At 74.2% G+C, this 12,902-nt stretch carries 6 protein-coding genes; all 6 read left to right on the top strand.

Annotated features, from left to right (window positions below; genetic code table 11):
* The first annotated feature begins 13 nt into the window (after positions 1–13).
* The 6 genes from ACZ7LK_RS13595 to ACZ7LK_RS13570 all read left to right on the top strand — a co-directional run bounded on the left by ACZ7LK_RS13595 (position 14) and on the right by ACZ7LK_RS13570 (position 12,884).
* A complete protein-coding gene (locus tag ACZ7LK_RS13595) occupies positions 14–1,636 on the top strand; it encodes an MFS transporter (RefSeq protein ID WP_392272712.1) in 1,623 nt (540 codons plus the stop codon).
* Between the two features lie 291 nt (positions 1,637–1,927).
* Positions 1,928–2,524 (top strand): helix-turn-helix transcriptional regulator, encoded by a 597-nt coding sequence (locus tag ACZ7LK_RS13590; protein WP_392272713.1) that lies wholly within the window; start codon positions 1,928–1,930, stop codon positions 2,522–2,524.
* Between the two features lie 185 nt (positions 2,525–2,709).
* Complete coding sequence (locus ACZ7LK_RS13585; RefSeq protein ID WP_471140439.1) at positions 2,710–6,312, top strand: amino acid adenylation domain-containing protein; 3,603 nt, start codon at positions 2,710–2,712, stop codon at positions 6,310–6,312.
* The gene (locus ACZ7LK_RS13580) at positions 6,309–10,448 is read left to right on the top strand and encodes a non-ribosomal peptide synthetase (protein ID WP_471140437.1); all 4,140 of its coding nucleotides are present in this window, start codon (positions 6,309–6,311) and stop codon (positions 10,446–10,448) included. Before ACZ7LK_RS13585 ends, ACZ7LK_RS13580 begins: the two co-directional genes overlap by 4 nt.
* The gene (locus tag ACZ7LK_RS13575; protein WP_471140434.1) at positions 10,441–12,102 is read left to right on the top strand and encodes a condensation domain-containing protein; all 1,662 of its coding nucleotides are present in this window, start codon (positions 10,441–10,443) and stop codon (positions 12,100–12,102) included. Before ACZ7LK_RS13580 ends, ACZ7LK_RS13575 begins: the two co-directional genes overlap by 8 nt.
* Positions 12,099–12,884 (top strand): thioesterase II family protein, encoded by a 786-nt coding sequence (locus ACZ7LK_RS13570; protein WP_471140431.1) that lies wholly within the window; start codon positions 12,099–12,101, stop codon positions 12,882–12,884. The genes ACZ7LK_RS13575 and ACZ7LK_RS13570 overlap by 4 nt, the downstream gene beginning before the upstream one ends.
* Positions 12,885–12,902: the final 18 nt, after the last annotated feature.

Genomic DNA, 12,902 nt, shown 5'->3' with positions numbered 1-12,902 from the left:
TTAAGGAGTTCGGGTGAGCTCGGAGAGTCACACCCACGCGGATCCGGCCGGGGCGGGGCACCAGCCCGCGACCGCTTCCCCCGGCGGTGCGCACGGCCATGGGGACGCCGCCGGCCATGGGCACGGACCCGGGCATGGCCACGGACCCGGGCATGGCCACGGGCACGGCCACCACGGTGACGGCCCCGCCGGTCCGCCCGACCCGCGCCGCTGGCTGATCCTGACGCTGCTGTGCATGGCCCAGTTCATGCTCATCGTCGACGTGACCGTGGTGAACGTGGCACTGCCCACGATCGGTGACGAACTCTCCCTCGGCGCCGGGTCCCTGACCTGGGTCGTGACCGCGTACACCCTGTTCTTCGGCAGCCTGCTGCTGCTCGGCGGGCGGGTCAGCGACCTGCTCGGCCGGCGGCGCGTGTTCCTGGCCGGTCTGGCCCTGTTCACCGCCGCCTCGCTGGTGTCCGGACTCGCGGAGAGCGGTGGGGTACTGATCACCGCCCGTGCCGCCCAGGGCGTGGCTGCCGCGATCATGTCCCCGGCGGCGATGGCCCTGGTGATGTCGGTCTTCCATGGCCCGGAGCGCAATCGCGCGCTCGGGGTGTGGGCCGCGATCGGCGGCACCGGTGCCGCCTTGGGCGTGCTGCTCGGCGGGGTGCTCACCTCCGGCCCGGGCTGGGAGTGGGTCTTCTACATCAACGTCCCGATCGGCGTCCTGGTCCTGATCGCCGTCCCGGCCATGCTCAAGGAGCAGCCGGCCGGACAGGAGCACGGGCACGGCCACGGCCACGGTCCGGGCGGTGCGCCCGGGGTGGACGTCCCCGGGGCGCTCACCATGACCGCCACCCCCGCGCTGCTCATCTACGGCCTGGTCCAGGCCCGCGACCACGGGTTCGGTGACACGTCCGCCTGGCTGCCCCTGGTCGGGGCGCTGGTGGGGGCCGTCCTGTTCGTGGTGGCCGAACGCTCCGTGTCCGCGCCGCTGGTGCGGCTGCCCTTCCTGGCGCGCCGCTCCCTGCTGGGCGGGTGCCTGGTGATGCTTGCCGCGTCGGGTGTCCTGATCTCGGCGTTCTTCCTGTGCTCGTTCTACCTCCAGCACGTGCGCGGCTTCTCCGCGCTCACGACGGGTCTGGTGTTCCTGCCGGTCGCCGTGGTCACCACGATGGGCGCCCACCTGGGCGGGCAGGCCGTCGCCCGGCTCGGCTGGCGGGTGACCGCCGGGGGCGGGCTCGGCATCGCCGCCGCGGGCGCCCTCCTGCTGACCGGGCTCGACCGCGAGGGCAACGCCTGGGCCGAGGTCCTGCCCGGCTTCCTGCTGCTCGCCTTCGGCCTGGGCGCCGGCTTCGTGTGCGCCATCACCAGCGCCATGCACGGGGTGGAGCACGCCGACGCGGGCCTCGGCTCGGGACTGGTCAACACCGGTCACGAACTGGGCGCCGCCCTCGGTATCGCGGTCGTGGCGGCCATCGCCGGGGCGAGCCTCGAGGGCGGTGGGGGAGCGGGCGTGCCGTCGGTCGACGGTTTCGGGGCCGCGTTCCTCACCTGCGCGGTCATCTCCGCCGTCGTTGCCGTGGCAAGCCTGGCCCTGCTCCCGCAGGGGCGCCCGGACCCCTCGGCGGGTCCGGTGTTCGCCCACTGACCACCGGCCGCCCGTGCGCCGGGTCGGAGCGCTCCGGCGGGAGGATTTCCCGCCGGGGCGCGCCACCACACCGCATAATGTTCCCCATGGCAAATTTGGGCAAATACTTTACATAAAATGAAGCTTGACTCCCCTGCTCCTATGGTCAATAGTGGGCGCGGTTCTTGGCTGAAATTTGCCGACCCAGGGGGAGGAAACGTGCAAGGTGAACGCCAAGGTGCGGAAGAAGACTGTAGTAACGTTCTGATAGTTGATCCCGATCCGGTGTCCCGGGCCTTGGTCCGGAAATTCGTGGAAAACGGCGGACAGGCCGGCCGGCTGATGTCGGCGGCGTCCGCGGCCGACATCCCGCTCGACCGGGCCCGCGGGCCGCTCAGCCTCTTTCTCTCGTCCGACGCCGGAGTGCGGGACCTCTCGCTGCTCGGCCCGCTGCTGTCCGCCCCGTCCACCCATGTGGTGCTCATCGTGCGGTCGCTCGTGCAGGGCCAGCTCGACACGGCCCAGTGGGTCCTCGCCGACGTCGTCCTCCGCCTGGAGGACCTCCCGCGCTCCAGCCTGCGGGAAGTGCTGAGCCGGCAGCGACGCGGAACGGTGGCCGTCTCGCCCGAGGCGCTGCGCCAGGTGGTGCAGCTCGCCTCCACCGCCGCCGAGGGCACGCCCCGGCGGCCCCGGCTCACCGAGCGGGAGACCGAGACCCTGTGGGGCGTCGCCCAGGGGCTGAGCAACCGTCAGATCGCCCGCGGCATGGGCATCACCGAGCACGGGGTCAAGCGCCACCTCGCCAATGCCATGGGCAAGCTGAACTGCCAGAACAGGGCCTCGGCGGTCGCCGTCGCCCTGCGCAGCGGCCTGCTCCAGCTGAGCGACGTCGCGACCGGCGTGTCCTGACGCCGGCACACGACCGGACCGGGTCGCTCGACCGTCCGGAAAGCACTCTCCGCCGCGGTGTGAAAATCCGCCGCCGCGTGAGGAAAAGTAGGGGACAGGTTCCGTAAATGGCACCGAATCATTCTTTTGCAAGAGGTGGCGAAGCCATGCAGTTGCTGCTGACAGACCTCCCGTCCGCTCCGGAAATGCCGACGGTGGCACGCACGGACACCGTTGACGACGGCGGAACCATGCAATACGGGCAGTTGGTCGAGCGGCCGGACTGGGATTCCTTCACGCAAATATCGACCGGCCGGAACATAGCCCCGGCGGTCGCCGCGGCGGCCGCCGCCGCCGATGTGCTGCGCCTGTGGTCGAAGCGTCCCGACTTCTCGCTCGACCTGGTCGTGCCCGACGGGAGCGGGACCCGCACCCTCACCTTCGAGGCGCCCGGGAGCGGCGACTCCTTCGCCGTACGGGCCGGCCGGGTCGGCCGGCAGCTCGACGACGGTCCGGTGGCCGGCACGGCACCGGACGCACCGGCCGGGACGCCCGCCGGCCCGCCGCTGCTGAGCTGCCGTCTCACCGAGGAGGACGGCGGCCTCGCGGTGACCTGGGAGACCCGCCGGGGGGCGTTCCCCGACGGCCTGCCCGAGGACATCACGGCGGTCTGCACCGACCTGCTGACCCGGCTCGCCGGCGACCCCGGTCTGTGGGACGCCCCCGGCAGGACCGCCTCCCTGCCCAGGTGGCAGCGGGAGGAGCGCGACGCCGTCAACGACACGGCCGCCGACATCCCCGCCACGACGCTCTGCGGCCTGGTCGAGGCCCGGGCCACCGCCACCCCGGACGCCGTCGCCGTCCTCGCCGAGGACGGCCGGCTGACCTACCGCGAGGTCGTGGAAGGCGCCCGGAGACTCGCCCGCCGCCTCACCGCCCTCGACGCCGCCCCCGGCGAACTCGTCGCCGTCGTCGTCGACAAGGGCCTCGCGCAGGTCCCCGCCGTCCTGGGCGTCACCCTCGCGCGCGCCGCCTACCTGCCCATCGACGCGCAGTGGCCCGCCGCCCGGCGGGCCCAGCTCATCGAGCAGGGCGGCGTCCGCACCGTCGTCACCACACCCGTACTGCGCGACCGGCTCGAATGGCCCGCCGGCGTACGGCTGGTGACCCTGGAGGACCCCGAGGTGCGGGAGGCGGACGCCGGACCGCTGGACGTCGCGCCCACCCCCGACGACCTGGCCTACGTGATCTTCACCTCCGGTTCCACGGGTCAGCCCAAGGGCGTCGTCATCGACCACCGTGGCGCCGCCAACACCGTCCAGGACATCAACCGGCGCTTCGGCGTCGGCCCGGCCGACCGGGTGCTCGCCCTGTCGTCCCTCAGCTTCGACCTCTCCGTCTACGACGTGTTCGGCACGCTCGCCGCCGGAGCGGCCGTCGTCATGCCGGCCACCGGCCGCGTCCACGACCCGCTGCACTGGTCGGACCTGGTCGAACGGCACGGCGTGACGATCTGGAACTCCGTCCCCGCGCTCATGCGGGTCTGGCTGGAGGCCCCCGTCCCGCCCCCCGCCGCCGCGCCGCTGCGACTGGTGCTGCTGAGCGGCGACTGGATCCCGGTCTCCCTGCCGGACGCGATCCGCGCCCCGTACCCCGGCGCCCGCGTCATCAGCCTGGGCGGGGCGACCGAGGCGTCCATCTGGTCGGTGCACTTCCCGGTCGGGGAGGTGCCGCCCGAGTGGAGCCGCATCCCGTACGGCACGCCGCTCGCCAACCAGACGCTGCACGTCCTCGACCACGCCCTCGACCCCTGCCCCGTGTGGACCACCGGCGAGATCCTCATCGGCGGCACCGGAGTCGCCCAGGGCTACTGGGCCGACCCGGTCCGGACGGCCGAGCGGTTCATCGTCCACCCGAGGACCGGTGAGACGCTCTACCGCACCGGCGACCTCGGCCGCTACCTCCCCGGCGGCGACATCGAGTTCCTCGGCCGGGAGGACACCCAGGTCAAGGTCAACGGCTACCGCATCGAGCTCGACGAGATCGCCGCCGTCCTCCGCCGCCAGTCCGGCGTCGGCGAGGCCCTCGTCACCGTCGACACCAACCCCGCCACCGGCCGTGGCCAGCTCGTGGCCTACGTCCTCCCCGAGGACGGCTCGGCCGCCGCGACCGGCACCGCGACCGGCACGGACACCGCCGGCGACGTCCACGCCGGTCCCGGCACGGGCACCGACACCACGGTCACCTGGCCCACGGTGCTCGACGCGGCCCGCGACGAACTGCGGCGGGCCACCGCCGAACTGGCGCCCGCCATCGGCACCTTCCGCGACCTGTGGCACCGTCTGGAGGCCCTCGCCCCCACGGTTATGGCCCGCAACCTCGCCCGGCTCGGCGTCCTCACCAGCGACGGCGGGACGGCCACCGCCGACGACGTCGTCGAGCGCCGCGGCGTCAAGCCCCTGTACCGCGGACTCGTCGCCCAGTGGATGGCGGTCCTCGCCGACCGGGGGGACCTGCGCGCCACCGGCCGGCCCGGCGAGTACCGCGCCGAACGGGCCCTGGACGCGGACGCCCTGGACCGGGAGATCACCGCCGTGCTCGCGGACCTGAGCGCCGACGGCTCCGACGGGGTGCTCCTGGAGTACTTCACCTCGTGCGTCGAGCGCCAGCTCCCCCTCCTCCGGGGCGAGGTACGCCCCCTCCAGCTCCTCCTGCCCGACGGCGACTGGCGCGTCACCGAGGCCCTGTACGCCGCCAACCCGGCCGCCCGCCTCCAGAACCGGATCGCCGCCCGCGCCGTCCGCAGCTTCGTCGAAGGCCTCCCCGGCGACCGCACGGCACGGATCCTGGAGGTGGGCGCCGGCACCGGTTCCACCGCCGACGCCGTCCTCGCCGAACTGCCCGCCGGACGCGCCGAGTACCACTTCACCGACCTGTCCACCGCGTTCACCGAGACGGCCAGGAAGCGCTACGAGGACACGTACCCCTTCGTCACCTACGGGCTGTTCGACATCGACGCCGACCCCGGCACCCAGGGCCTCGCCCCCGGTGGCGCCGACGTCGTCGTCGCGGCGAACGTCCTCCACGACGCCAAGGACCTGACCCGCACCCTGGCCGCCCTCCGCGGGCTGCTCGCCCCCGGCGGGATCGCCGTCCTGATCGAGGGGACGTTCAACTCCCCCCTCAACATGATCAGTTTCGCGTTCCTCGAAGGCTTCGGGAACTACCAGGACCAGCGCGAGGCCACACTCCTCACCGTCCCCCAGTGGCAGGAGCACCTGACGGCGGCGGGCTTCGCCCGGGTCGTCCCGGTGCCCGACGGCGCCCCCGCCGTCGACGCCCTCGTCCAGCACGTCCTGATCGCGGGCACCGGCTCCGAAGGGACCTCACTCGACCTCACGGCGCTGAACAAGGTCCTCGGCGACCTGCTCCCCGAGTACATGGTCCCCCACCACTACCTGCTCATCGACGAACTGCCGCTCAGCGCCAACGGCAAGGTCGACCGCTCCGCGCTGCCCACCCCGTGGAAGGAGTCGGCGCCCGACCGGCGGACCGGACCGCGCACCGACCTCGAACGGCGGCTGTTCGAGATCTGGCGCGACGCACTGGGCCACGACGAGTTCGGCGTCGAGGACAACTTCTTCGACCTGGGCGGCGACTCGCTCCACGCGGTGCGCATGGCCGGCCGCTTCCGGACCGACCTCGGCGTCGAGCGGACCGGCGACGAGGCCATCGACATGCTGTTCGACGCACCGACGATCAGGGAGCTCGCCGTGATCCTGTCCCGCGACGCGAAGGCCGACGGATGACCGACCACGCACCCTTCCCGCTGACGCCCCTCCAGGAGGCGTACGTCGTCGGCATGTCGCGCATGGTCGAACTGGGCGGCTTCCGCCCGGGCTACTACGTCGAGCTCGACATGGTGAACCTCGACCCGGCCCGCGCCGAACGGGCCGTCGACCGGCTGCTGCGCCGCCACGGCCACCTGCGGACCGTCGTCGACGGCAGCGGCACCCAACGGGTCCTCGGCGAAGGGGAGACCCTGCCGTACCGGCTCGTGGTGGAGGACCTCACCGGCCTCGGCGGCCCCGAGCGCGAGGACCGGCTCACCGCCACCCGCCGGCGCATGTGCGACGAGGGCGTCGACCCGGCGCACTGGCCGCTGTTCGACCTCGTCGTCCACCGCGTGCGCCCCCGGCGGTTCCGCGTCCACCTCGCGATGAGCCTGCTGCTCCTCGACGGCCGCGGCATCCGCCAGGTGATCGACGAGTGGCGCACCTTCTACCACGACCCCACCGCCGAGCTGCCGCCGCCCGGGCTCACCTACCGCGAGTGCCGGCTCAGGCTCGCCGAGCAGGAGGACACACCGGAGTACCACCGGCAGTGGCGGTACTGGGAGGAGCGGCTGGACACCCTCCCGGACGCCCCCCGGCTCCCGCTGGCCACCCAGCCCTCCGCCATCGGCACGGTACGGTTCACCCGGCGCACCCACCGGCTGAGCGGCGCCCAGTGGCAGCGGCTGTGCACCGCGTTCCGCCGGCACCGGATCCTCCCCACCACCGCGCTGCTGCACGTGTTCGCCGAGGTGCTCGGCGCCTGGGCCGACACCCCCCGCTTCAGCCTGAACATGCTGCACCAGAACTGGGCCACCAGCCGCCCCGAGATGGCCGGGGTGATGGGGCAGTTCGGCGCCACCCTGCCCCTCGAAGTGGACCTCGCCCGGCCCGGCGACTTCTGGGAACGGGCCAGGGGCCTCCAGAAGCAGGTGCTGCGCGACCTCCAGAACGCCGACGTCTCCGGCGTACGCATCACCCGCGAACTGGCCGCCCGGCGCGGCTGGTCCTCGCGGGCCGCCCTGCCCTACGTCTTCACCAGCATGCTCAAGGCCGCGTCCCCGGCCGGACGGCGGGAGCCGGCGGCGCCGGCCGGTGAACGGCTGGCGTGCCGGGAGGTCACCAGCGACCTGCGCACCCCGCAGGTGCTGGTCGACAACCAGTTGCACGACGGGACCGGCGGCGGCGTGGACTGCGTCTGGGACGTCGTCGACGAGGCCTTCCCACCGGGCCTCCCGGACATGATGTTCGAGGCGTACGGGCGGATGCTCGACGCCCTCGCCGGTCCCGACGGGGCGGCGGGCGAACCGGATCCGGTGCCCGCCGGCCACCGGGCCGTGGTCGCCGCCCTCAACGAGGCGGCCGGGCCCGCCCCGGCGGAACGGCTGGAGGACGGCTTCCTCCGCCGGGCGGCGGCGCGGCCGGACGACCCCGCCGTCGTCTCCGCCGCCCGCACCCTCACCTACGGCGAGACGGAACTCCTCTCCAGAGCCGTGGCCGCCTGGCTGTCGGCCCGGGGCGTGGGCCGCGGCGACGTCGTCCCCGTGGTGATGGCCAAGGGCTGGGAACAGGTCGTCGCCGTCCTCGGCGTGCTGCGCTCCGGTGCCGCGTACTGCCCCGTCGACGCCGCCCTCCCGGCCGACCGGGTGCGGCACCTGGTGGAGTCCTGCGCCGCCCCGGCGGTGCTGGCGCAGTCCCACACCGGCCTCGGCGACGAGCGGTTCGGCACCCGGCCCGTGCTGTCCGTGGACCTGGTACGGCCGGGCGGGGAGCCGCTGCCCGCCCCCGCGGGCGCACCGGACGACCTCGCCTACGTCATCCACACCTCCGGCTCGACGGGCCTGCCCAAGGGCGTCATGATCGAGCACCGAGCGGCGGTCAACACCGTCGCCGACATCAACCAGCGGCTCGCCCTGGGGCCGGAGGACCGGGTCTTCGGCATCTCCTCCCTGAGCTTCGACCTGTCGGTGTGGGACGTCTTCGGCGCCCTCGCCGCCGGCGCGGCCCTCGTGCTGCCCGCCGCCTCCTCCCGGCCCGACCCCACGGGCTGGGCGCGGACGGCGGCCACCTACGGGGCGACCGTCTGGAACTCCGTCCCGGCACTCGCCCAGATGCTCGCCGAGGTGGTGGAGAAGCGGCCCGCGGACGCACCGCCCGTGCGCGCCTTCCTGATGAGCGGCGACTGGATCCCGCTCGCCCTGCCCGACCGGCTGCGGGCCCTGTGGCCGGACGTCCGGCTCATCGCCATGGGCGGGGCCACCGAAGCGTCCATATGGTCGAACATCCACGAGATCGGGAAGACCGACCCCGACTGGCAGAGCGTCCCCTACGGCGTTCCGCTGCGGAACCAGACCATGAAGGTCCTCGACCACCGGATGGGCCTCCGGCCGCCCTGGGCCGCCGGCCGCATCCACATCGGCGGCGTGGGGCTCGGTGCCGGCTACTGGCGGGACGAACAGCGCACCGCCGAGCGGTTCGTACGCCACCCGGACACCGGTGAACGGCTCTACTGGACCGGCGACCTCGGCCGCTACCGGCCGGACGGCACCATCGAGTTCCTCGGCCGCGAGGACCGGCAGCTCAAGATCCAGGGCTTCCGGGTGGAGCCGGGCGAGGTCGAGGCGGCCGCCCGCGAGCACCCCGCCGTGCGCGAGTGCGTGGTCAGCGGGGTGCAGGGGTCCGGCGGACAGCGGCGCCTGGTGGCGCTGGTCGTCCCCGGCGAGGGCGAGCGGCTCGACGACCGGCAGGTGCGCGCCCATCTCGCCTCCCTGCTGCCCCACTACCTGGTTCCCGGTCGGATCCATGTGCTGGACCGGCTGCCACTGACACCGAACGGCAAGGTCGACGTGGCCGCCGCGCTGGCCGCCGCCGACCGGGCCCGCACGGCACCGGACCCGGCCACCGCCGGGGACGGCACGGCCGGCGGCGAGCTCGTCGCCCGGCTGGCCGCGCTGTGGGCGGAACTGCTGGACCTGCCGGCGGTCGAACCCGACGGCGACTTCTTCGCCCTCGGCGGCAACTCGCTGCTCGCGCTGCGGATGATCGACCGGATCGACACCGAGCTCGGCGTCGAACTCCGCTTCGGCGAGGTCTTCGAGGCCCCGACCGTACGGGCGCTCGCCGGGCGGATCGAGGAACGCGACCGGGTCGCCTCCTGCCGGGTGCTGCTGGCCGGCGGCCCCGGCACCGGCGCGGGCCCCGACGGGGGAGCGGCTCCCGGCACCGCAGCGGACCCGGGCACCGCAGCCGACCCCGGCACCGCAGCGGCCCCCGGCGCCGCAGCCGACCCCGGCGGCGAACTGTTCCTCTTCCACCCGGTCGGCGGTTCCGTCACCAGCTACACGCCGCTGGCGCGCGTCTGGCCGGGGCGCGTCCACGCCTTCCAGAGCAGGGCCCTCGCCGAGGGATCGGCCACGGCACTCGCACCCGACCTGCCCGCCATGGCCGCCGCCTACCGCGAGGAACTCCAGCGCGTCCGGCCCGAAGGCCCATACCTGCTGGGAGGCTGGTCCATGGGCGGGGTGCTGGCCCACGAGGTCGCCCGGCAGCTCACCGCCCAGGGCCACCGGGCCGCCGTCGTGATGCTCGACAGCGACGTGTCGGAGGTGCGGGCACCCGCCACCGAGGCCGAGCGGCACCTGGAGTTCCTCGCGGACCTCGCCGGCGGGCGGTTGCCCGGCGCGGTGCGGACCGCGATAGAACAGGCGCCGCCCGGCAGCCTCGCGGACACCGGGGCGCGGCTCGCGGCCGAGCACGGCTGGCTGCCCCCCGAGGCCGCCGCACGCCGGTACGAGCTGCTGGTGCGCGTGCACTCCCACAACCTGGCCGTGCTGGCCGCCCACCGGGTGGCCGCCTCGACCGTGCCCACCCTGCTGCTGGTGGCCGGCGAGGTGGACCGGCCCGACCCGGTGCCCGCGTGGCGCGCCGTCTGCCCCGGCCTGGAGGCGGAGGTCTGGCCGTACGACCACTACTCGATCGTGGACCCCGGAGTGCTGCCGTCCGTCGCGGCCCGGATCACCGCGTGGCTCGGCCGGACCCCGGCACTCCGGGCGCCCCGGCAGCGCACTCCCGAAGGCCTCCCTCACACACTGGCAAGGACCGCCCATGAATGACCTGTCCAAGGACGACGTCCGGCGCGCGGCCGCCGACGTCCTCGGTGTGGAGCCCGGCTCGATCCCCGACGAGGCGAACCTGATCGGGCACGGCATGGACTCCATCCGGATGATGAAGCTCGCCGGAGGATGGCGGCGCGCCGGGGCCTCCGTCACCTTCCGCGAGCTGGCCGAACAGCCCACCGTGGCGCACTGGCACGCCTTGCTCACGGCCACGGCCGCCACCCCCGGCCCCCCGGCGGCAGCCCCCGCGGCGCCGCTTCCCGCCGTCGACGGCTCGGCCGCCTTCGACCTCACCCCCGTGCAGCGCGCCTACTGGATCGGGCGCCGCGAGGGCATGACCCTCGGGGGCGTCGGCTGCCACGCCTACCTGGAGCTCGACGGGGCCGGCGTCGCACCGGACCGGCTGGAGACCGCCGTACGGCAGGTCCTGGCCCGCCACGGCATGCTGCGCGCCCGGTTCCTGGACGACGGCCGCCAGGTCGTCCTCGACGAGAGCCCCTGGACCGGCCTCACCGTGCACGACCTCGGCCGCTCCGGGGCGGAGGACGCCGAGCGGGCCCTCGCCGGGCTGCGGTCGCGGCTGTCCCACCGGCTGCTGGACGTTTCCCGCGGCGAGGTGTTCGACGTCCAGCTCTCCCTGCTCCCCGGCGGCCGTACCCGCATCCACGTCAACATCGACCTGCTCGTCGCCGACGTGGCCAGCATCGAGATCGTCCTCGCCGACCTGGCGACCGCCTACCGGGACCCCGGGAAGCTCCCCGCGGCGCCCGCCTACGGCTTCGCCCAGTACCTCCGGGACCGCCGCGCCTGGTGCGGCTCCGCCACCGCACCGGGCAGCCCGCTGGCCACCGCCCGCGCCTACTGGCGCGAGCGGATCGCCGGGCTGCCCGTGTCCGGGCCGCGCCTGCCCCTCGCCGTGCCCCCCGAGCGGATCACCCGGCCGGTGTTCTCCCGGCGCTCCTTCCGGGTCGGCGCACCGGCCTGGGACCGCATCACCGCCGCCGCCCGCCGGCACGGACTGACCCCTGCCATGGTCCTCGCGACCGCCTACGCCGAAGTGCTGGGGGCGTGGAGCGAGGAGCGGCACTTCCTGCTCAACGTGCCCCTGTTCGACCGGCAGCCCCTGGACCCGGCCGTCAACGACATGGTCGCCGACTTCACCAACCTGGTGCTCCTGGCGGTCGACCTGCGGCGGCCCGCACCCTTCGCCGAACGGGTGCGGGACCTCCAGCGGCAGATCCAGGAGAACGTCTCCCACGCCCAGTACTCCACCCTGAACGTCCTCCAGGACCTGCGCCGGGCCAACGGCGGCCGGCGCGTCGGCGCGCCCGTCGTGTTCGCGTGCAACCTGGGCTCGGCGTTCGTCCGCCCCGAGGTCCGCGGCGAGCTGGGGGAGTGGACCTGGATGCTCTCGCAGACCCCCCAGGTATGGCTGGACCACCAGGTCTACAAGGTCGACGACGAGGTGCTGCTGGCCTGGGACGCGGTGGACGAACTGTTCCCTGCCGGGCTGATGGAGGACATGCTCCGCGCCTACGAGGACCTGCTCGGCCGGCTGGCGGCCGACGACGACGCCTGGTCGCTGCCCGCCGGGGTGACGGCGGGGACGTCGGCCGGGGCGTCCGGTCGTACCGGGGAGGAAGCGCCGTGAGCACGCCCGTACCGACCGACACCCGCTGGCTGCGGCGCTTCCACCCCGCGCCCGGGGCACCCCTCCGGCTGGTGTGCTTCCCGCACGCGGGGGGCGCGGCGGGGTCCTTCCACTCCTTCTCCAAGGGGCTGTCCCCGGTCGTGGAGGTCCTCGCGGTGCAGTACCCCGGCCGCCAGGACCGCCGGTCGGAGCCGGCCCTGGACGACATCGGCGGGCTGGCCGACGGCATCACCGAAGCCCTCCGGCTCGTCCTCGACGAACGGCCCCTCGCGCTGTTCGGGCACAGCATGGGCGCGGTGCTGGCCTACGAGACGGCCAGACGGCTCGAACACCGGCTGGGCGCCCCGCCCGTCCAGCTTTTCGCGTCCGGCCGCCGCGCCCCCTCCCGCCACCGCGACGAGCGCGCCCATCTCCTGGACGACGCCGGGCTGGTGGACGAGCTGCGCTCGCTGGGCGGCACCGACACGGAGGTCCTCGACGACCTCGACGTCCTGCGGCTGGTCCTGCCCGCCGTACGCGTCGACTACCGGGCCATCGAGACCTACCGCCACCACCCGGCCCCCGAGCCGAGCTGTCCGGTCGCCGTCCTGCTGGGCGAGGACGACCCCAGGGTGACCCGCGACGAGGGGGAGGACTGGCACCGCCACACGACGGGCCCCTGCACCCTGCACACCTTCCCCGGGGGGCACTTCTTCCTCCGGGACGCCGAGGACGCCGTCGTCCGTCTCGTCCGCGACCGGCTCCGTCCCCTGCTGCCGGCCGGAGCGGGTGTGCACATCTGAACTGCCGTCGTGTCCTTC

It is taken from the genome of Streptomyces sp. NPDC039423 (assembly GCF_055598725.1).
The sequence above is the reverse complement of the archived record's forward strand: the minus strand, read 5'-3'. Positions and strand labels throughout refer to the sequence as shown.